The following is a 20,667-nucleotide window of genomic DNA, read 5'->3' on the forward strand; positions in this document are numbered from 1 at the left end:
GTCAGCGCAGAGCGCCGAAGACCACCGTCGCGATCAGCGCGCCGAGCACACCACCGGCGAGCACCTGCGACACCGTGTGGTCCCTCAGCCGCACCCTGGACCAGCCGACCAACGCCAGCAGCGGTGCCGCGACGACCAGCCGGGTCCCGAAGGTCAGCATCAGGATGACCAGCGTGCCGGCGCCGACCGCCGAGTGGATCGATATCTTCCACCAGTGGCTCACCGACACGATGACCACGAGACCGACGAGCCCGGCCACCGCCAGCGCCAGCACCGGGCGGGGTGCGCCGAGCACGGTGAGCAGGGCGAGTGCTGCCGCCACCGAACCCAGACCGACCAGCAGTGGCGTCCGGCGCTGCTCCCGGCGGCCGACGTGGTGATCGGTGAGCCGGCCACGGCGTACCCCGCCGACGATGTAGGCGAACGGAATGCCGGTGACGAAGAGCGTGGCGAGCAGACCCCAGACAAGTCCCTGACCCGGACGGCGTGCGCTGTGCCAGCTCACGGTGAGGATCAGCAGTGACACGAGTACGGCCGGCGCGGTCGCCTCGGTGACCAGCCGGGCGATCCGCAGCCCTGGGCCGGGCCGGGTGGTGACCGGACGGAGTTTCGCACCGCCGCCCACGCCACCCCCTCCGGTACGCGCCTACCGCCGGCACCGGACGGGCCACGCCTGATCGTCACCGTACCGTCGGGGACTCCGTGGGATCCGTTGGTCGGCTTACCGGGGACCGGCTGACCGTGGGCGTCGAAGGATCGGCCGGAGGCGACGGGACTGCTGGGTTGGGTCGGCCGGTCGGGGCAGTAGGGGTGGCGGGCGGAGCGGGCGGCACGGACAGGGCACTGGTCGGCACGGCGGTCGCAGTCGGGGCGTCCGTCGGCGAGGGCGTGGGGTCCAGCGTCGGTGTCGGATTCTGCGTGGGGTCCTGCGTGGGTGGCGGGTCCAGGGTCGGGGTCGGCTCAGGTTCCGTCGGCTCAGGTTCCGTCGGCTCAGGTTCCGTCGGCTCAGGATCCGTCGGGTCGGTCGGCGGCGGGGGGATGGTGGGCAGGGTGCCCCAGGTGGGCCTCGGCGCCGGTGGCGGGTAGGTCGCCGGCCAGGCGGGCCCCCGGTCGGTCACCGTCGGCCCCGACGCCGGCCCCTCCTGGGTACGCCGGGGAGCGGCGGGCAGCCAACCGCTGGTCGGGCCGACGCTGGGTGTGCCGGGTAGCGGTGGCGCCGGCTGACTGGTCACCGGCAGCGGAATCACGACCGGCCCGTTCGAGGGGGTCGGGATGAACGGGGTGCCGCTGTCCGGCAGTGCGGTGCTGCCCGGGGTGGCCGAACCCGCGCTGATGGCGGCGAGGACGGGCATCGACGCGGTGCCGGCCAGCAGTGCGACGGTGAGCAGGTAACCCCGGGAGGGACCGCCCGCGCCGGGTGCACGGTGGACACCGACCACCCGGCGGTAGCCACCGGCCGACCGGTGCCGACCGAGGGCTGGTGTGCCGGGACCGTCACCTGGCTCGTGCACCGCACACCCCTTGTCGTCGAGCGCCGGAGGACATGGATGGACGCCGCCGACCAGAAAGCCGGCATATAACCCGATAGGCGCGATCCTGCGGGAATCAGCCTTGCTCAGTCACCCTGCGTCAGCCAACCTCCACCGCGTGTCGACACGCCGAGATGGCCGAACGGTGACGAATCGTCACCGAATCGCCGTGGCACGCAGGCCGGCACGATGACGACAAACAGCGTCAAAGGGTGAGCGGTCGGAATGCAGGGCAGGCGTACTGTGGGCGCGCTCACCTGCTCTGCGAATATGGAGCACGACGGCAACGCAGCCGTGACCTCCGTGCACCCTCGCGGCAGGCGTGGTTGCGCGTCGGCGCTCCCCGATCCGGGTTCGGCCAGAACCCGGCTCACGCCGTGCGGCAACCCCCACCGGGGCTAGGCGCGGCCGCCAGGAACCGGTCCGGCAGCAGCCGGACAGGCGCACGAGTTGCGTGGCCGGGTGACCCCCCGGTGCCGACGCAGACACGACAGGGAGAGAGCGATGGCAAAGGGCGACCCCGGGGGCACCACCCGCAGCAGGCGTGCGGCACCCCGCTCCAAGAAGGGCGCGACCGGCGACCCCGAACTGGTGCAGCTACTCACCCCCGACGGCGAGCGGATCGAGAGCCACACCAGCCCGGACGGCACCGAGTACCGCGTCGACTTCACCGACGAGGAGTACCGCGGCCTCTACCGCGACCTGGTGCTGGTCCGCAAGCTCGACGCCGAGGCGACCGCCCTCCAGCGCCAGGGTGAGCTGGGCCTCTGGGCCAGCCTGCTCGGCCAGGAGGCCGCGCAGGTCGGGTCGGGGCGGGCACTGCGGACGCAGGACATGGCCTTCCCGACCTACCGGGAACACGGCGTCCTCTACTGCCGGGGCATCGACCCGATCATGCCGCTCGGCCTGTTCCGCGGTGTCGACCAGGGCGGCTGGGACCCGAACGAGTTCAAGTTCAACATGTACACGATCGTCATCGGTGCGCAGACCCTCCACGCGACCGGTTACGCCATGGGGATCACCATGGACGGCAAGACCGGGACCGACGACGGCGAAGCGGCGATCGCCTACTTCGGCGACGGGGCCACCAGCCAGGGCGACGTGAACGAGGCGTTCGTCTGGGCGAGCGTGTTCAACGCCCCGCTGGTCTTCTTCTGCCAGAACAACCAGTACGCGATCTCCGAGCCGCTTGAGCGGCAGACCCGCGTCCCGCTCTACCAGCGGGCCGCCGGCTTCGGCTTCCCCGGCGTGCGGGTGGACGGCAACGACGTGCTCGCCTCGTACGCGGTCACCCGCACGGCGCTGGACAACGCGCGCCACGGGCAGGGCCCGAGCCTGATCGAGGCGTACACCTACCGGATGGGCGCGCACACCACCTCCGACGACCCGACCCGCTACCGGATCGCCAGCGAGGTCGAGGCGTGGCAGGCCAAGGACCCCATCACCCGGGTCAAGGCCTTCCTGGAGAAGCAGCAGATCGCCGACGCGGACTTCTTCGCCGAGGTCGACGAGCAGGCCCGCCGCGAGTCGGTGCACCTGCGCGAGCGGGTGCTCGACATGCCCAACCCCGAGCCGGTGACGATGTTCGACCACGTCTACCCGAACGGTTCGCCGCTGCTCGACGAGCAGCGCGCCCAGTTCACCCGCTACATGGAGTCCTTCGAAGGGAGCGCCCACTGATGGCCACGGAGACGCTCACCCTCGGCAAGGCCCTCAACACCGGCCTGCGCCGCGCCCTGGAGAACGACCCCAAGGTCATCATCATGGGCGAGGACGTCGGCAAGCTCGGCGGCGTCTTCCGGATCACCGACGGGCTCCAGAAGGACTTCGGCGACCAGCGGGTGATCGACACCCCGCTGGCCGAGTCCGGCATCATCGGCACCGCGGTCGGTCTTGCCATCCGGGGCTACCGGCCGATCTGCGAGATCCAGTTCGACGGCTTCGTCTACCCCGCGTACGACCAGATCGTGTCGCAGGTGGCGAAGATGCACTACCGCTCGGGCGGCAGGCTCAGCATCCCCATGGTGATCCGGATCCCGTACGGCGGCGGCATCGGCGCGGTCGAGCACCACTCCGAGTCGCCCGAGGCGTACTTCGCGCACACGGCCGGCCTGAAGGTGGTGACCTGCGCCAACCCGCAGGACGCGTACGTGATGATCCAGCAGGCCATCGCGTCGGACGACCCGATCGTCTTCCTGGAGCCCAAGCGGCGCTACTGGGAGAAGGGGCAGGTCGACCTGGACGCGCCGCTGTCCGAGGCGTACCCCCTGCACTCGGCTCGGGTGGTGCGGCCCGGCACGGACGTCACCGTGCTGACCTACGGCCCGATGGTGCGGACCTGCCTGGAGGCGGCGACCGCTGCCGCCGAGGACGGCCGGGAGCTGGAGGTCATCGACCTGCGCTCGCTCTCGCCGCTGGACCTGACGGCGGCGTACGAGTCGGTGCAGCGCACCGGCCGCGCGGTGGTGGTGCACGAGGCACCGTCGAACATCGGCCTCGGCGCCGAGTTGGCTGCCCGGATCACCGAGAAGTGCTTCTACTCCCTGGAGTCGCCCGTGCTGCGGGTGACCGGCTTCGACACCCCCTACCCGGCCGCCCGGGTGGAGGAGGAGTACCTGCCCGACCTCGACCGGGTGCTCGACGCCGTCGACCGCACCTTCGGCTGGTGAGCGACATGTCCCGGATCAAGACGTTCAACCTGCCCGACCTGGGCGAGGGGCTGACCGAGGGCGAGATCCTGGCCTGGCTGGTCAAGGTCGGTGACACGATCGAGCTGAACCAGCCGATCGTCGAGGTGGAGACGGCCAAGGCGGCGGTGGAGATCCCGGCGAAGTGGGCCGGGCAGGTGCAGGCGATCTTCCATCCGGAGGGCACCACGGTCGAGGTCGGTTCGCCGATCATCGCGATCGACACCGACCCGGGCGCCGGCCCGCTGGAGGCGCCGTCGACCACGGCCACGGCCAGCGATGACCTGCCCACTCCGTCGGCGGCTTCGCTGGCGGCGGTGGAGGTGGCACCGGCCGAGGGCATGGTGGAGCCCGGCCTGATCGGCGGTCCGGCCCCGGGTGGTCGGACGGCGGTGCTGGTTGGCTACGGCCCGCGCACGACCGCCGCGAAGCGCCGCCCGCGCAAGGGCGCCGTCCCGGCGCAGGCCGCGGCGGCACCCGCTCCGGCGGCGCCGGCTCCGCAGCCGGTGGTCGCGCCCGTGACGGCTCCGGCTCGTAACGGGCAGGCCGCGACGGCGGCCGGCGGTCTGGTGCTGGCCAAGCCGCCGGTCCGCAAGCTCGCCAAGGACCTCGGGGTCGACCTCAGCACGTTGACCGGGTCGGGGCCGCTGGGCTCGATCACCCGGGAGGACGTGCAGCAGGCGGCGAGCGGTGCCTCGGCGGTGGCCGTGGCCGAGCCGATCGCGACGGTGGCCGCCCCCAGCTTCGGCGCGGACCGCGAGCAGCGCATCCCGGTCAAGGGCGTCCGCAAGCTCACCGCCGAGAACATGTCCCGCTCGGCGTTCACCGCCCCGCACGTGACGGAGTTCCTGACCGTCGACGTGACCCGGGCGATGAAGGCGCTGGACCGGCTGCGCGGCCGGCGGGAGTGGCGCGACGTACGGGTCTCGCCACTGCTCCTGGTGGCGAAGGCGGTGCTGCTGGCGGTGCAGCGTCACCCGATGATCAACTCGACCTGGGCCGGCGACGAGATCGTGGTGAAGGAGTACGTCAACCTCGGCATCGCGGCGGCCACCGAGCGGGGCCTGATCGTGCCGAACATCAAGGACGCCGGCCGACTCTCGCTTCGGGAACTGGCGGACTCGCTGACCGATCTGGTGCAGACGGCGAAGTCCGGCCGTACCTCGCCGGCAGCCATGTCCGGCGGCACGTTGACCATCACCAACGTCGGCGTGTTCGGGGTGGACACGGGCACGCCGATCCTGCCGCCGGGCGAGTCGGCGATCCTGGCCTTCGGCGCGGTGCGGGAGATGCCCTGGGTACACAAGGGCAAGGTCAAGGTGCGTCAGGTCACCACGCTGGGGCTGAGCTTCGACCACCGGATCATCGATGGCGAGCTGGGCTCGAAGTTCCTGCGCGACATCGGCGACTTCCTCGCGGACCCGGAGGCGGCGCTGCTCGCCTGGACCTGATCGTTCGAGACGCCAGCCACGGCCGGTGTGCCTCGGGTTAACGCCCGGCACACCGGCCGTGTCGTTTAGGCGACGGAAGCGTCGGCCAGACAGCCAGTTGACCTTTGATTGTTAGGCAGGTGTCTCAGCTCACCTAATAATCGATGGAAGTTGGCCGGGTTCTGCGGTTGAATAGATGCATCAGGGGCTGACAACCGAATAGCTAGGGGGACCCACCAATGAGCATGATCGAGCGAATCCGCAACCACCGCGACGCCACCCGCCGCGCCCGTGCCATCGAGCACGCGCTGCGCTCGGCGAACTCGCCGGCAGTTCGCGAGGAACTCCTCGTCATCGCCCAGCGTCACATGAGCTGACGCTCCACAACTTCCTCACCTCCTCCAGATCGATGGCCCACCCGGCCCGCCGGGTGGGCCATCGGCGTTCCCCGGCCACCCGCCACCGGGATTCCGCCCTGCCGCAGCGCCCGGTACGGTGGGCTTCGGTCGCCGCCCGCCGACGGCGCAGAGGCCGAGCCGACACAAGCTGCTCGACATCGGCCGGCCACGGGGAGTGACGACCAGTGCTCCTTGGACGTGCCGTGCCACCACCCGATACCGTGCGGGGAGCCGGCACAGCGGTACGCCGGTGACGCCGGCAGCCACGCCGAGGAGACCGATCGGCACCGGCGAGCCGACATGTGATGGAGGAGGCGCACCCATGACGTCCGAGGGCCCGCACCGCACCGGCCAAGAGCCGGACGAGGTGCCACCGGGCACCGGCGGACCGGCGCCGTACGGCGACCGCCCGGCGCAGCCGGACAACGGCCAGAACGCCGCCGGCCCCGACCTGGGCTGGGCGCCCCCACCACCGGCGCGACCCAACCCGTCGACGCCGGCATGGGCGACCCAGTCCGAGCAACCGCCGGCCCCCGCCTGGGGTGCCGCCCCTGCCCCGCAGCCCAACGACCCGGCGCAGCCAGCCTGGGCCGCTGGCGGTGGCGCGACCGAGCCGCCGCAGCAGCAACCCGGCACCTGGCCCGGGAACGATGGCGCACCGGCTCCGGCGCAGCCAGCCTGGGCCGCACAGCAGCAGCAGGGCTGGGCGCCGGCCGAGCAGAGTGCGCCGGCTCCCACCTGGGCCCCGAGCGCCACCGAGCAGCCCGACTGGGCCCAGCCGGCCGCACGCGGCGCCGCGCAGGTGCCTCCGGCCACCACCGCCTGGCCCGCCCAGGAGGACCCGACCCGCTCCGGCGGCTGGGGTGGCGCGGCGCAGGCCAACCCGTCCGCCGGTGACTGGCGTGGGGCCGAGTCGCAGCAGCCCGAGCAGCAGCAGGCCGCCAACTGGCCCGGCGCCCAGCAGGACGACGCGTCCGGCAACGGCAACGGCAACTGGCCCGCTGGCACCGCCGCACAGGACGATCAGCCCGTGTGGACGCCGGCGGAGCAGTCGCCGCCGACGTGGGGCCAGCCCGCCGAATCGGCCGAGCAGTCCGCTCCCGGGTGGGGGCAGGCCGCCCAACCCAACGCCGCCCGTGGCGCGGCCCAGGTGCCGGCACCGACGACGAACTGGCCCGCGCAGGACGACCCGGCCCGCTCCGGTGGGTGGGCCGCACAGCAGCAGCCGGCGCAGCCCGTCGGGTGGGGCGACGGCGACGCACGACCGGACCAGGCCGCCCAGCCGGCCGCCTGGGGCGATGCCGACGGCCGTCCGCAGCAGCCCGACTGGGTGCTCTCGCCACAGGACCAGCCCACCGAGCGCCCGGCGGAGCCGGTGGGGTGGACTGCCGCGGAGCAGAGCAGCCCTCCCGCCCGCGCCAGTGTCAGCGTGCCCGGCAACGACAGCGCACCCGGCTGGGCCGCCAGTCCGGACAACGCGGCGCAGAGCAACTCCGGTGTGCCGGAGGTCGAGCCGTGGGCACCCGGTGAGGTGTGGGGTCGCGCCGAAGCGGAAGCTTCCGCCCAGTCCCGCGGTGGCTGGGAGGCGGACCGGGGCGACGAGGCACCGGCCTACCAGCCCGGGCCCGCCCCGGGCATCTCGCCCGCGAACGCGGTGCCGCTGCCCCCGCAGGAGCAGCGTGTGCCAGGTGCCAGCCTGGCTGCTCTCCCGCCGGCCGACTACGCGCCCCAGGCCCAGTTCGCTCCGATTCCCGAGCAGCCCGCGTACGCCGAGCGGGAAGCCCCGGAGGCCGCCGCACCGTACGAGTCGGAGGCCGCCGGTTGGGGCCGGGCCGAGGAGGCTCCGGCCAGTGGCGCGGTGGTGCCCGCCCCGCGTACCTCTCCGGAGTCCGGAGCGGGCCGCGCGGTCATGCCGGTGTCGGACGCCGATCCGGCAGCCAGCGCGGCGGCCCGGGCCACGGCGAGCGCTTCGGTGCCGTTGGCCAGCCGGGTGATGCCCCCGACCGACCAGGCCATCCGGCCGGCTGGCACGGCCTCACCGCAACCTCGGGTGTACGGCCGCCCGGCCCGACCCGAGCCGGAGAACGAGCCCGAGCCGGAGGCGTTCCAGGCCGACCCGGGTGCCGAGCGTCAGGGTGCGCCGGAGTGGCAGAACGACTCGCCACGTCAGGTCGCGCCGGACTGGCAGAACGAGCCGCCACGTCAGGTCGCGCCCGACTGGCAGAACGAGCCGCCACGTCAGGTCGCGCCCGACTGGCAGAACGAGCCGCAGCGGCAGGTCGGCCCTGGCTGGGGTGGTGAGCCTCCAGCCGAGCCGCGCTTCGAGGACCGTCAGCCCACGCCGAACGCGTTCAACGAGGCCCCGTCGGCGCCTCCCGCGTTCCCGCCTGGCGTGCCGTCCTTCGTCGACGCCCCCGGCAACAACCGGCCGATGAACGGTGTTCGGCCGCACGCAGGTGCCGAGCGGCCGGTCGACCAGTTCGGCGGCCCGGGGTCGCCGGCCGCCGGTGCCGCCGCGGTGGACGGGACGTCGGCCTTCGGCGGGCCGAGCTTCGGCGGTCCGGGTTCCAGCGGGCCGAGCTTCGGCGGGCCGGCCAGCGACCCGGTGCCGGGCGGCGGCTTCCCGCCGGCCTTCCCGCCACCGCAGCAGCCCGCGCCGTGGGGCCAGGAGGCCGGGCAGTCGGACCAGGGACGGTTCGACGCGTTCAAGCCGGACGCCGACGAGCCGAAGGCGGAGGCACCGACGCCGAAGGTACGCAACGGCCGGGTGCTGGCCGCGGTGCTGATCGCCGCGGTGCTCATCCTGGCGGTACCGCTCGGCCTGCTGTTGCTGCTCGGCAAGTTCGGCGGCGGCGAAAACGACGCACCGGCCTTCGACCCGGCGGTCGGCAGCTGCGTGAAGCAGTCCGGTGCGGGTGGTGCCTCGGCCGCGGACTGCGGCGAGGCGGGCGCTTTCACGATCGTCTCGAAGGTGGACGCGAAGGAGAAGTGCACCGACACGACGCAGCCCCACGTGGTGCTGCCGGGTGACGGCACCAACCGGGTGCTCTGCCTCAAGCCGGCCACGAAGTAGCTGCACCGACGGCGGGGTCACGGGCAACCGTGGCCCCGCCGTCGTCGTACCCACCGCGACGACGGCCATACGAATGCGCCGCTCCAGCCACGGGTATCCCGTCGCTGGCCGCTGCCCCGACTTCGCGCCTGCCCCAGAGCCCGAGGCTCGGCCCAGCACGGGGTTGATCAAGAGGTATGCGTCACCGGAACCCGTCCTGATGACGCAAACTTCTTGATCAACGAGACGTTGACTGGCAGCGGCCTGGCGGCCGGGGCACGGCGGCCGGGGACGCGGGGACGTGGGGGCGTGGCAGGCTGATGGGCATGGGAACGACAGCGCGTGTACGTGCGCCCGAGCTACACGGCCGGCAGTGGCTCAACACGGGCGGCAAGAATCTGACCTTGCAGGATCTTCGCGGCAAGATCGTTTTGGCGGATTTTTGGACTTTTTGCTGCATCAACTGCCTCCACGTACTCGATGAGCTGCGCCCGCTGGAGGAGAAGTACGGCGACGTGCTCGTCGTGATCGGTGTGCACTCGCCGAAGTTCGAGCACGAGAAGGACCCCGACGCCCTCGCCGCCGCCGTCGAGCGGTACGGGGTGCACCACCCCGTACTCGACGATCCCGAGATGGACATGTGGCAGCAGTACGCCGCTCGGGCCTGGCCGACCCTGTCGGTGATCGACCCCGAGGGTTACGTGGTGGCCACCATGGCCGGCGAGGGCCACGCCGAGGGGCTGGCCCGATTGATCGACGAGCTGATCGTCACCCACGAGGCCAAGGGCACCCTGCACCGGGGTGACGGCCCGTACGTCCCGCCGCCGGCCCCGGAGACCGCGCTGCGTTTCCCGGGCAAGGCGGTCCCGCTGCCGAACGGCAACCTGCTGGTCTCGGACTCGGCCCGGCACTCCCTGGTCGAGGTCGCAGCCGACGGCGAGACGCCGGTGCGCCGGATCGGCTCGGGCGAGCGGGGCCGAGCCGACGGGCCGGCCGGTGCCGCGACGTTCTCCGAGCCGCAGGGGGTGTGCCTGCTGCCCACCCAGGTCGCCGAGGTGGCCGGCTACGACCTGGTGGTGGCCGACACGGTCAACCACCTGCTGCGCGGCGTACGGCTGGAGTCCGGCGAGGTGGTCACCGTGGCCGGCAGCGGTCGGCAGTGGCGTGCCGAGGTCGACGACCACGCACACGACGCGCTCGCCGTGGATCTCTCCTCCCCGTGGGACCTGGCCTGGTACGACGACAAGCTGATCATCGCGATGGCCGGGATCCACCAGCTCTGGTGGTTCGACCCGATCAAGCGGACCGCCGGCATGTACGCCGGCACCACGGTCGAGGCGCTGCGGGACGGCCCGCTGGCCGAGGCGTGGATGGCGCAGCCGTCGGGGCTCTCCGTCTCCGCCGACGGCACCCGGCTCTGGATCGCCGACAGCGAGACCAGCGCCGTCCGGTACGTCGAGAACGGTGTGCTGGGCACCGCCGTGGGGCAGGGCCTGTTCGACTTCGGGCACGTGGACGGCCCGGCGGAGTCGGCGCTGCTGCAGCACCCGTTGGGCGTGTGCGCGCTTCCGGACGGCTCGGTGCTGATCGCGGACACCTACAACGGCGCGGTACGCCGCTTCGACCCGGCCAGTAACCAGGTCTCCACCGTCGCCGACGGGTTGGCGGAGCCGAGCGATCTGGTGCTCACCCCGGCCGGTGAGGTGCTGGTGGTGGAGTCCGCCGGACACCGGTTGACCCGACTCGCCCCGGGTGCCCTGTCGGCGGCGGGTGCCAGCACGGTGGACGGTCCCCGGCACCGCACCGAGCGCAAGCCGACCGACGTCGCGGCCGGTGCGGTCACCCTGGACATCGTCTTCACCCCGGCCCCGGGGCAGAAGCTGGACGAGACGTACGGGCCGTCGACCCGGTTGGTGGTGTCCGCGTCTCCGCCGGAGCTGCTGGTGGATGGTGCCGGTACGGGCACCGAGCTGTCCCGCCGGCTGGTGCTCAACAGCGAGGTCACCGCCGGGGTGCTGCAGGTGACCGCCCAGGCGGCGACCTGCGACGCGGACGTCGAGCACGCGGCCTGCCACCTGACCCGGCAGGACTGGGGCGTACCGGTGCGGGTGGTCGACGGTGCCGTGACCCGGCTTCCGCTGGTGCTTCGCGGCCTGGACGCCTGACGTGTCTCCAGGGGCCCGCAGGGGCCCCTGGAGGTCACGCGAACGGGGCCAGGGTGACGTCGGCGTCGATCAGGCTGGCGCGGACCAGTTCGGCGGCGGAGACGGCGCCCGGCGTGTCGCCGTGTACGCAGATCGAGTCGACCGAGCAGGGAATGACCGTGCCGTCCACCGCCACCACGATCCGTTCGGTGGCCATCCGCGCCGCCCGTTCGGCCACCTGCTCCGGATCGGTGATCACCGCGCCGGGGGTGCCGCGCGGCACCAGTGCCCCGTTGGGCAGGTAGGCACGGTCGGCGAAGGCCTCCGCGACGACCGGCAGACCCGCTCCGACGGCGAGTTGGGCGAGGGTCGAGCCGGGTAGGCAGAGGATGGGCAGCTCGGGGTCCCAGCCGGTGACCGCGGCGACCACCGCCGCCGCCTGTGACTCGTCGGTGCTGGCCGCGTGGTAGAGCGCACCGTGCGGCTTGAGATAGCGGACCCGGGTGCCGAACAGCCGGCAGAACGCGTCCAGCGCCCCCAACTGGTAGGTCACCTCGTCGCGTAGCTCGGCGAAGTCGTACGCGATGTGCCGCCGGCCGAAGCCGGCCAGGTCCCGGTAGCCGACCTGCGCGCCCACGGCGACCCCGCGCCGCGCGGCGCCCTCGCAGACCCGCCGCATCGTGGACGGGTCGCCGCCGTGGAAACCACAGGCGACGTTGGCGGAGGTGACGAGGCTCAGCAGCGCCTCGTCGTCGCCGAGCCGCCAGATGCCGAATCCCTCGCCCAGGTCAGCGTTGAGGTCCATGGAATCTGACGGTAGTCCCTGGCCGGGCCTGCGCGAGCGGGGTCACGTCGGTGACCACCCCGATGACGGGGTATCCGCCGGTGGTCGGATGGTCGGCGAGGAAGATCAGGGGTTGTCCGTCCGCGGGCACCTGCACCGCGCCGAGCACGATGCCCTCGCTGGGAAGTTCGCCGGTGACCGCGCGGGGCAGCGTCGCGCCGGCGAGCCGCGCGCCGACCCGGTTGCTCACCGGGCTGACGGTGTACGCGGTGCCGAACAGCCGGTCGAGCGCGGTCGGCGTGAACCAGTCGTCGCGAGGGCCGGGGCGCAGCATCAGGTGCAGCTCCGGCGGTGGCGCGGAGCAGACGGTCAGGTCCACCGGCGCGGGTGTGCCGAGCGGCTCGCCGAGCGGTAGCCGGTCGCCGTCGCGCAGCGGAGACGGGCCGAGCCCGGACAGGGTGTCGGTGGCCCGGCTGCCGAGCACCGGCGGCACGTCGATGCCGCCCGCCACTGCCAGCCAGCTCCGTACGCCCCGTCGGGCGGGGCCGATCCGCAGCACCGTCCCGGCGGGCACGCTGAGCGGGCGTCCGGTGTCGCCGGGTCGGACGCCGGCCTGGACGCTCACCTCGGTGCCGGTGACGGCCACCGTGGTGGCCCTGGTCAGCCGCAGGGTGCAGCCGGACAGGGTGATCTCCAGGCCGGCGGCGTGCTCCGGGTTGCCGACCAGCCGGTTGGCCAGCCGCAGAGCCGCCGGGTCGAGGGCACCGGACCGGGGTACGCCCAGGTGCGCCCAGCCGGGCCGGCCCAGGTCCTGCACTGTGGTGAGCGCGCCGGCACGCAGCACCTCGACGGCGGCCGGGTGGGTCACGCCGCCGCCATCCGGACCGAGGCGCCCGGACCGAGGCGGGACGGTGGGTCGGCGTCGACGTCGAAGAGGACCAGGTCGGTGCGGCCGACCAGCAGCCAGCCGCCGGGGGACGCGCCCGGGTAGATGCCGGCGTACGGGCCGGCCAGGGCGACCGAGCCGGCCGGCACCCGGGGGCGAGGGGTGGCCAGCCGGGGCAGCGCCAACTCGGCCGGCAGCCCGGTCAGGTAGGGGAACCCGGGGGCGAAGCCGCAGAACGCCACCCGGAACGGCGTGCTGGTCAGCCGACGCAGCACGGCTGGCACGGCCACGCCCCAGTGTTCGGCCACCGCCGGCAGGTCCGGCCCGTCGAACTCGACCGGAACGACCACCTCCGTACCGTCGCCGCGCTCGGCGTCGCGGCGGCGGACGGTGTCGGCGTTCGGGATCGCGGGCGCCCACCGGGTCAACTGCTCGGCCGTGGCGATCGGGTCGGGCAGGCCGTCGAGCAGGACGGTACTGGCGGCCGGCACGATCTCGACGGCGATCAGTTCGCCCTGCTCGCGACGCCGCCACAGCTCGGCCCGCCACGCTTCGACGAGCGCGGCTTCGGGAACGTCGGTGGCGGCGGTGCAGTCGAGAAGCAGGGCGTGCGCGCCGACGGGTCGGATCCGCATCCGCTCATCTTCGCCGATGTCGCGCCGATCTGACGTTCACGGTGACGGTGCCAGGTGTCACCAACGCCACTACTTCCAGGTAACCTACGGTGCCGTAACCTGACGGGGTGAGCACCTCCGCCCCGCTTCGCCTGAAGCCGGTCGACATCGGTAAGCCCCGGATGCGCGGCTGGCTACACACGTACGCCTTCTTTGTCGCCCTGGTCGGCGGCATCGTGCTCTGCTCGATCGCCGCCAGCCGGCCGGGTTGGGCACCCCTGGTCAGCTGTCTCATCTACAGCCTGACGGTGTGTGGGCTCTTCGGCACGAGCGCGCTCTACCACCGTCGGGTGTGGTCAGAGCGCGGCTACCAGGTGATGCGCCGGATGGACCACTCGATGATCTTCGTGTTCATCGCCGGCACGTACACACCGCTCTGTGTGCTGCTGCTCGCGCCCCGGCCGGCCACGGTGATGCTGGCCCTGGTCTGGGGCGGCGCCCTGGCCGGCGTGGTGATCAAGATGGTCTGGCCGCATGCGCCACGCTGGGTGTCCGCGCCGCTCTACCTGGCGCTGGGCTGGGTCGCGGTCGCCATGCTGCCGCAGATCCTGCACGGGGGTGGGGTAGCGGCACTGGTGCTGCTGATCGCCGGTGGAGCGATGTACAGCGTCGGCGCGGTCTTCTACGCGTTGCGCCGTCCCAACCCGTGGCCGACCGTCTTCGGTCACCACGAGTTCTTCCACGCCTGCACTCTGCTGGCGGCGCTCTGTCACCACATCGCGATCTACTTCGCGCTGTTCGCCTGAGCCCACCTCAAGATCCACGCATTCGCGAGCCGGGGGCAGATGCGAGCCGGGGCCCCGCGACGCTGCGGGGCCCCGGAGTCCGTGCACGAGGATCAGACCGGCGGGCCCGGCCGACGCACCTCGCGGTATTCCCGCATGACCTGGTTTTCCTGGACCGGCACCACCCGGTCAGCCACCACGCGCTCCTCGCGGACCGGCGCGGCGACCACCGTGCGGCGGCGACTGTTCCAGAAGTAGAGGGTGGTGATCAGACCGGCGACGCCGGCCAGCATCAGCACCCAGCCGACCACGGACAGGTCCAGCCAGCCCAGGTCGGCCTCCACGGCGAATGCGAAGATCGCGCCCAGCGCGATCAAGAAGATGCTGCCACCAATGCCCATGTCTCGCTCCTCGGCTCTAACCTGGCGTACTACGCGCCGCGGCCGTCGGTAGGGGTGCGGCATCCATCGACTTACCCCGGCACGGAGATCGCCAATCGGGCAAGCTGGGGACATGACGGACGCCGACCCCGAGACCCGGACACTGGTGTTGCTGCGGCACGCGAAGGCGGAGCAGGGCAGCGACGCGGCGGACGATGCCGAGCGGCCGCTGAGCGCACGCGGAAACGCCGACGCGGCGGCGGCTGGTGCCTGGCTGGCGCACCACGGGTTGCTACCCGACGTGGTGCTCTGCTCGACGGCCAGACGTACCCGCCAGACCTGGCACCAGGTGGCGATGGGGATGACCGGTTCGCCCCCGGAGGGCGGCCCGTCCGGTCCTCGCCCGACGGTGCGTTACGAGCCCGGCGCGTACGACGCCCACCCCGAGGAGTTGTTGGCCCTGGTCCGCACGGTCGACCCGGCGGCCCGCACGGCGCTGCTGATCGCCCACAATCCGGGCATCTCGCTGCTCTCCGCCCTCCTCGACCCAGAGGGGGTGGACGAGGGTTTGCGCACCGCCGAACTGGCGGTGCACCGTGGCCCGCTCGGCTGGGCGGAGCTGGGTCGGTCGGGAGCGCCGCTCACGGCACGGCACGCCGCACGCGTCTGAGCCACCCGTCGTCGTCGACGGGTGGCTCAGGGGCAGGCACCGGGCTCAGGACGGCGGTGCGGTCGGTGGTGGCGGGTCGGGCGGCGGCGGCATCATCGCCGTCGGATGAGAGAGCCGGTTCTCCTCGACGATGAGGGTCCGGGCCCGCTTGCGCCGGTCCTGCCAGAACCAGACCGTGGTCAGCAGTACGGCCAGCCCGGCCAGGATGAACACCCAGCCGACCGCCCGCACGTCGATCCACCAGACGTTGGCCCTCAGTGCGAAGGTCAGGATCGCGCCGATCGCGATGAGAAAAATGCCGCTTCCTACACCCATGTGCGCTGCACTCCCCCGTGCGGTGGCTCTGGGCGTTCCCTTTCGAGGTCACGCGACGGTTACCCGCCACGCCGTCGGCATACCCGGCCGGGCTCGCCCAATACGCGGCGCGAGGCAGGGCCGACCGGTGGTCCTTGCTGCCCTTTGCTCTGCTTCTACCCACGCAACAGTTTTGACCCGGGACTGTTGCCTCCGTTGAAGCAGAGCAAAGGGGGGCGGCAGGGGGTGTCGGGGCCGGAAGCCGGAAGCCCGGGCAGGGGCAGAGAGCAGGGAGCAGGGGTCACCCTCCCGCAGACGCGGCGACGGCCGGCGGGGCAGGTGCCCCACCGGCCGTCGGTGTCGGTCGCAGGTGATGCGACCCGGAACCGGCCTGCCGTGCCGTGGCACGGTCAGAAGGCCTCCTCCGGGAGGTCCATGATGTCGAGGTCGGCGCCCTCGATGATCCGCCGGTCGGCGCCGATGCGGGGCAGCACCTCGCGGGCGAAGAAGCGGGCAGCGGCCACCTTGCCGGTGTAGAACGCCTTGTCGCTGGCGGACACCTCGCCGGCCAGCGCCTTCAGCGCCACGTCGGCCTGCCGCTGGAGCAGCCAGCCGACGATCAGGTCGCCGATCGCCAGCAGGAACCGGCGGCTGCCCAGGCCAACCTTGTACAGCGCGCGGGTGTCGCCGTTCTGGGCCTCGCCCAGCCAGCCGGTCAGCACACCGAGGATGTTCTGGATCTCGGCCAGCGCCTTGCCGAGCGCCTGCCGCTCCTCCTTGAGCTGGCCGTTGCCCGCCTCGGAGGAGATGAACTCCTGGATCTCACCGGCAACCGCCAGCATCGCCTTGCCGTTGTCCCGGACGATCTTGCGGAAGATCAGGTCGAGGCTCTGGATGGCGGTGGTGCCCTCGTACAGGGTGTCGATCTTGGCGTCCCGGACGTACTGCTCCAGCGGGTAGTCCTGGAGGAACCCGGAGCCACCGAAGGTCTGCAGGGCCTCGTGCCCGAGCATCTCGTACGCCCGCTCCGAGCCGACGCCCTTGACCAGCGGCAGCAGCAGGTCGTTGACCCGCTTGGCCAGCTTGGTGGCCTTCTCGTCGCCGGCCGCCTCGGCGATGGCGACCTTGTCCTGCCAGGTGGCGGTGTAGAGGACCAGGGCACGAAGACCCTCGGCGTACGACTTCTGCAGCAGCAGCGAGCGACGCACGTCCGGGTGGTGGGTGATGGTGACCCGCGGGGCCGTCTTGTCCGCCTGCTGGATCAGGTCGGCGCCCTGCACCCGGTTCTTCGCGTACTCGAGGGCGTTGAGGTAGCCGGTGGAGAGGGTGGCGATCGCCTTGGTGCCGACCATCATCCGGGCGTACTCGATGATCATGAACATCTGCCGGATGCCGTCGTGCTTGTCGCCGAGCAGCCAACCCTTGGCCGGCACGCCGTGCTCGCCGAAGGTCACCTCGCAGGTGTTGGAGACCTTCAGGCCCATCTTGTGCTCGACGTTGGTGGCGTAGACGCCGTTGCGCTCGCCCAGCTCGCCGGTGGTCTCGTCGAAGTGGAACTTCGGCACCACGAAGAGCGACAGGCCCTTGGTGCCGGGGCCGCCGACGCCCTCCACGCCCACCGGGCGGGCCAGCACGTAGTGCACGATGTTGTCGCTGAGGTCGTGCTCGCCCGAGGTGATGAAGCGCTTGACGCCCTCGATGTGCCAGGAACCGTCCGGCTGCTGGATCGCCCGGGTTCGTCCGGCGCCCACGTCCGAGCCGGCGTCCGGCTCGGTGAGCACCATCGTGGAGCCCCACTGCTTGTCGATGAAGAGCTTGGCCCACTGCTTCTGCCGCTCGTTGCCCTCGACGTGCAGGACGTGCGCGAAGGACGGGCCGGAGGCGTACATCCAGACCGGGGCGTTCGAGCCGAGCACCAGCTCGGCGAGTGCCCACCAGAGCGCGCGGGGCGCGTTGGTGCCGCCCAGCGCCGGCGGCAGGTCCAGGCGCCAGAACTCGGAGTCCATGAATGCCTGGTAGGACTTCTTGAACGACTCCGGCAGCGGCGCGGTGTGCGTGGCGGGGTCGAAGACCGGGGGGTTGCGGTCACTGTCCGTGTAGCTGGCGGCCAGGTCCTCGCGGGCGAGGCGGTCGACCTCGGCGAGGAAGCTCCGGGCGGTGTCGGTGTCGAGATCCGAGTACGGCTCCTGGCCGAACGCCCGGTCCGCCCCGAAGACCTCGAACAGGTTGAATTCGAGATCCCGGAGGTTGCTCTTGTAGTGGGTCATGCTCACTAGCCCCGCTTCCGGACAGGTGTTACCGATCAGTAACTCCGACTGTATTACTCACGGGTAGGCAGCGACAAGCGGATCACCCAAGTGACGGCGATTACACACCAGTCCCGGGTCAGCTCTCGGCGGCGCCGACTTCCCAACTCGGCACGGCCGCCGCCGCGCCGGTACGGGCACCGACGTACTCCATGAGGACCAGGGCGATGTCGTCGTCGAGCCGTCCGTGGACCCACTCGATCAGGGCGGTCTCCAGCGAGGCCAGTCCGTCGGCGACCGTACCGTGGCCGAGCAGTCGCCAGGCGCGGTCGGCGGTGGGGAAGAACTCGCCGTCCCGCCGCGCCTCGCCGAGGCCGTCGGTGAACAGCAGCAGCCGGTCCCCCGGCTCCAGACGTTCCACCCGGGGGCGGACCACCGGCATGAACCCGAGCGGAGGCGCCGGCGCCGGCGGCTCCAACGGGATCACCGCACCCCGGCGCAGCAGCAGTGGTGGCGGATGGCCGCAGTTGACGATCGTGAGCGTGCCGCCGCGCTCCTCGACCAGCGCCGCGGTCACGAAATCCTCGTCACCGACGTTGCGGGCCACCGCGCGGTCCAGGTCGGCGACGACGGCCCGCAGGTCGGCCCGCTCGTACGCCACGTGCCGGTAGGAGCCGAGGACGATGCTCGCCAGCCGGACCGCGTCCAGGCCCTTGCCGCGCACATCGCCGATGATCATGCGTACGCCGTAGGGCGTGTCGATCGCCTCGTACAGGTCACCGCCGATCTCGGCCCTGGCGGTGGAGGAGATGTAGCGGCCCGCGACCGAGAGGGTCCCGACCTGCGGCCCCAGCGGACGCAGCACCGCCTGCTGGGCCACCGAGGCGAGCTTGGTCAGCTCGACGATCCGCTCCGCCTGCCGCTGCCGGACCGACGCCACCGCCACCGCCAATCCGGTGGCGAGCGCGACCGCGACCACGCTGACCGAGGTGACCAGCGACATCTTCGGCTCGATCAGGGCGAAGCCGGCCCCGGTCAGGGTCGCCGCGACGCCCACGCCCAGCACCACCGGCCAGGAGGCCACGGCGGCAGCCAGGAAGGGCACGGCCGCCAACAGCGCGACGTAGTGCGCCAGGAGGCCGTCCGCCGCCTCCGCCGCCGACACGATCGCGAGCAGGACAAGGGCCGCGCCGAGGCCGGCGCGGGATCCGGGGCTCAGCGGGCGACGGCCCGACTGGAGGAGTCGCGTGGATACGAGGGACAGTTTGCCTGATCCACGTGAACCGGTGAATGAACCTGGCCCGTCGTCCGAGAAGGTTCTGTCCGGCCGGTCCGGTGGAGCGGCCGAATCGGCGTAACCCGCCCCGGTCAGCCGAGGACCTCGTAGCGGACAGTGAGCGCGCCCACGTCGACCGAGGCGATGGTGGCGAACGCGGCCCGCGAGAGGTCCAGGCAACGGCCGTCGATGAACGGGCCGCGGTCGTTGATCCGCACCACGACCGACTTGCCGTTGGCCGGGTTGGTCACCCGGACCTTGGTGTTGAACGGCAGCGTCTTGTGCGCGGCGGTCAACGCGTTCGGGTTGAACGACTCACCGTTGGCGGTGAGCTGCCCGTCGGAGTAGAACGAGGCACCGCACGAGCCGCTCTCCAGCACCTTGGGCGCCGCCGTGGTCTTCTTCGCGGTCGGGCTCGGCTTCGGCGACGCGGTGCGGGCCTTGCCCCGGGAGGCGGCCTGCTGCGACCGGGCGGCCAGCGGGCTGGCGGTCACGCTCGGCGAGGCGCTGGCGCTCGGGGAGGCGGCCGGCGAGCTGGGGGCGAGGCTGCTCGCGGCGGTGGTCGGGGTGAGGTCGAGGGTCGTCTGCCCCGACTGACCTGAGCCGGAGGTCAGTTGCACGGCACCGACCGTGCCCCCGACTGCGAGGGCGACGCCGACCGCCGCGGTGGCCACGATGCCCGCCGGGGAGGAGAAGATGCGGGTACGGGAGTGCTTGGCTGCCACCGGCCCGGTCCTTTCGTCGTCTGAACAAACCGGGTCGGACCGTAACGAGAGAAGCACTTCCGAAGTCAACGTGATCATTGTGGTATGCCCGGATTTGCACAGGTACGTGTAGCCGATCATCCGATCCCAGGTGGGCCGGCCGGCCCAGGTGCCGACCCGCGACCCCGCCGTGCCGCAGGATGGGCGGATGTCCGCTGAGCTGACCGAACGCCTGGCCACCCTGTTCCGGTGGATCGACCCCGGCCCGGGCACCAGCCACCTGGTCAGCGACATCTCCGGTTGGTGGCGCGATCCGACCGTGCTGGCCGAGCTGGGGCCGGCCCTGGTGGCGCCGTACCGGGCCGCTCGGCCGACCGTGGTGCTCGCCCCGGCGGTCACCGGGCTGCTGCTCGGACCGTTGGCCGCCACCGCCCTCGGAGTCGGCTTCGTGGCCGCCCACAAGCCCGGCGACGGTCGGCTGCCAGCCGGGCCGCTCACCTGGGCGCAGAGCCCACCGGACTACCGGGGTCGACGGGTCGACCTGGCCGTCCGGGACCGACACCTCGGCCCCGACGACCGGGTCCTGGTCGTGGACGACTGGGTGCGTACCGGCGCACAACTCCACGCTCTCTACGAGATCTGCGCCACACGCGGCGCCGAGGTGCTGGGCACCGCCGTCGTGGCCGTCGACTGCCCGCCGGAGGTCGCGGCCAACCTACGGATCACCGGCCTGATCAACGCGGCGGATCTACCGGGTTGACTTCAACCACGCTTCAGCTCCGACGATC

At 72.2% G+C, this 20,667-nt stretch carries 19 protein-coding genes; 9 read left to right on the forward strand and 10 right to left on the reverse strand.

Annotated elements, in window-relative coordinates; all coding sequences use genetic code 11:
* Window position 1: 1 nt before the first annotated feature.
* Window positions 2–625, reverse strand: a complete 624-nt coding sequence (locus C7C45_RS07230) for a phosphatase PAP2 family protein (RefSeq protein WP_110562860.1) — start codon at window positions 623–625, stop codon at window positions 2–4.
* Between the two features lie 55 nt (window positions 626–680).
* A complete protein-coding gene (locus C7C45_RS34425; protein WP_208641089.1) occupies window positions 681–1,511 on the reverse strand; it encodes a hypothetical protein in 831 nt (276 codons plus the stop codon).
* 522 nt (window positions 1,512–2,033) lie between these two features.
* Between C7C45_RS34425 and pdhA the strand changes: the two genes are divergently transcribed.
* From pdhA to C7C45_RS07265, 6 genes are all read left to right on the forward strand, one after another.
* A complete protein-coding gene (gene pdhA / locus C7C45_RS07245; RefSeq protein WP_110562861.1) occupies window positions 2,034–3,209 on the forward strand; it encodes a pyruvate dehydrogenase (acetyl-transferring) E1 component subunit alpha in 1,176 nt (391 codons plus the stop codon).
* Complete coding sequence (locus C7C45_RS07250; protein ID WP_110562862.1) at window positions 3,209–4,198, forward strand: alpha-ketoacid dehydrogenase subunit beta; 990 nt, start codon at window positions 3,209–3,211, stop codon at window positions 4,196–4,198. Before pdhA ends, C7C45_RS07250 begins: the two co-directional genes overlap by 1 nt.
* A 5-nt stretch (window positions 4,199–4,203) precedes the next feature.
* A complete protein-coding gene (locus C7C45_RS07255) occupies window positions 4,204–5,667 on the forward strand; it encodes a dihydrolipoamide acetyltransferase family protein (RefSeq protein WP_110562937.1) in 1,464 nt (487 codons plus the stop codon).
* Window positions 5,668–5,885: 218 nt separating this feature from the next.
* Window positions 5,886–6,023 (forward strand): hypothetical protein, encoded by a 138-nt coding sequence (locus tag C7C45_RS33970; RefSeq protein ID WP_167454674.1) that lies wholly within the window; start codon window positions 5,886–5,888, stop codon window positions 6,021–6,023.
* Window positions 6,024–6,366: 343 nt separating this feature from the next.
* Window positions 6,367–9,117: an LppU/SCO3897 family protein gene (locus tag C7C45_RS07260; protein WP_110562863.1), complete on the forward strand. Its 2,751-nt coding sequence runs from the start codon at window positions 6,367–6,369 to the stop codon at window positions 9,115–9,117.
* A gap of 305 nt (window positions 9,118–9,422) precedes the next feature.
* Window positions 9,423–11,261: an NHL domain-containing thioredoxin family protein gene (locus C7C45_RS07265; RefSeq protein WP_110562864.1), complete on the forward strand. Its 1,839-nt coding sequence runs from the start codon at window positions 9,423–9,425 to the stop codon at window positions 11,259–11,261.
* Between the two features lie 34 nt (window positions 11,262–11,295).
* Here C7C45_RS07265 and C7C45_RS07270 read toward each other — a convergent pair whose 3' ends face one another.
* Genes C7C45_RS07270 through C7C45_RS07280 form a run of 3 tightly spaced genes read right to left on the reverse strand, consistent with a single transcriptional unit; the run spans window position 11,296 to window position 13,545 of the window.
* Window positions 11,296–12,045: a LamB/YcsF family protein gene (locus C7C45_RS07270; protein ID WP_110562865.1), complete on the reverse strand. Its 750-nt coding sequence runs from the start codon at window positions 12,043–12,045 to the stop codon at window positions 11,296–11,298.
* Entirely contained in the window at window positions 12,029–12,892 is an 864-nt protein-coding gene (locus tag C7C45_RS07275; RefSeq protein ID WP_110562866.1) for a 5-oxoprolinase subunit C family protein, read from the reverse strand. The genes C7C45_RS07270 and C7C45_RS07275 overlap by 17 nt, the downstream gene beginning before the upstream one ends.
* Window positions 12,889–13,545, reverse strand: a complete 657-nt coding sequence (locus C7C45_RS07280; protein WP_110562867.1) for a 5-oxoprolinase subunit B family protein — start codon at window positions 13,543–13,545, stop codon at window positions 12,889–12,891. The genes C7C45_RS07275 and C7C45_RS07280 overlap by 4 nt, the downstream gene beginning before the upstream one ends.
* Window positions 13,546–13,652: 107 nt before the next feature.
* Between C7C45_RS07280 and trhA the strand changes: the two genes are divergently transcribed.
* Window positions 13,653–14,330 carry a PAQR family membrane homeostasis protein TrhA gene (trhA, locus tag C7C45_RS07285; protein ID WP_110562868.1) on the forward strand — a complete coding sequence of 226 codons (678 nt, stop codon included), beginning with the start codon at window positions 13,653–13,655 and terminating at the stop codon, window positions 14,328–14,330.
* A gap of 92 nt (window positions 14,331–14,422) precedes the next feature.
* On the opposite strand, the gene C7C45_RS07290 is transcribed toward trhA, so the two are convergent.
* A complete protein-coding gene (locus tag C7C45_RS07290) occupies window positions 14,423–14,710 on the reverse strand; it encodes a DUF6458 family protein (protein ID WP_110562869.1) in 288 nt (95 codons plus the stop codon).
* Window positions 14,711–14,822: 112 nt separating this feature from the next.
* Between C7C45_RS07290 and C7C45_RS07295 the strand changes: the two genes are divergently transcribed.
* The gene (locus C7C45_RS07295; RefSeq protein WP_110562870.1) at window positions 14,823–15,359 is read left to right on the forward strand and encodes a SixA phosphatase family protein; all 537 of its coding nucleotides are present in this window, start codon (window positions 14,823–14,825) and stop codon (window positions 15,357–15,359) included.
* 45 nt (window positions 15,360–15,404) lie between these two features.
* On the opposite strand, the gene C7C45_RS07300 is transcribed toward C7C45_RS07295, so the two are convergent.
* The 4 genes from C7C45_RS07300 to C7C45_RS07315 all read right to left on the reverse strand — a co-directional run bounded on the left by C7C45_RS07300 (window position 15,405) and on the right by C7C45_RS07315 (window position 19,900).
* The gene (locus tag C7C45_RS07300; protein ID WP_030487564.1) at window positions 15,405–15,674 is read right to left on the reverse strand and encodes a DUF6458 family protein; all 270 of its coding nucleotides are present in this window, start codon (window positions 15,672–15,674) and stop codon (window positions 15,405–15,407) included.
* 389 nt (window positions 15,675–16,063) lie between these two features.
* Window positions 16,064–17,920 (reverse strand): acyl-CoA dehydrogenase, encoded by a 1,857-nt coding sequence (locus C7C45_RS07305; RefSeq protein WP_110562871.1) that lies wholly within the window; start codon window positions 17,918–17,920, stop codon window positions 16,064–16,066.
* A 118-nt stretch (window positions 17,921–18,038) separates the two neighbouring features.
* The gene (locus C7C45_RS07310) at window positions 18,039–19,163 is read right to left on the reverse strand and encodes a PP2C family protein-serine/threonine phosphatase (RefSeq protein WP_110562938.1); all 1,125 of its coding nucleotides are present in this window, start codon (window positions 19,161–19,163) and stop codon (window positions 18,039–18,041) included.
* Between the two features lie 104 nt (window positions 19,164–19,267).
* On the reverse strand, window positions 19,268–19,900 hold the full coding sequence (locus C7C45_RS07315; RefSeq protein ID WP_208641090.1) for a septal ring lytic transglycosylase RlpA family protein: 633 nt from the start codon (window positions 19,898–19,900) through the stop codon (window positions 19,268–19,270).
* Window positions 19,901–20,087: 187 nt separating this feature from the next.
* On the opposite strand from C7C45_RS07315, the gene C7C45_RS07320 reads away from it, so the two are divergent.
* The gene (locus tag C7C45_RS07320) at window positions 20,088–20,639 is read left to right on the forward strand and encodes a phosphoribosyltransferase family protein (RefSeq protein WP_110562939.1); all 552 of its coding nucleotides are present in this window, start codon (window positions 20,088–20,090) and stop codon (window positions 20,637–20,639) included.
* Window positions 20,640–20,667 lie beyond the last annotated feature (28 nt).

This window comes from Micromonospora arborensis (assembly GCF_003205615.1).
In the GTDB taxonomy this organism is placed as follows: domain Bacteria; phylum Actinomycetota; class Actinomycetes; order Mycobacteriales; family Micromonosporaceae; genus Micromonospora; species Micromonospora arborensis.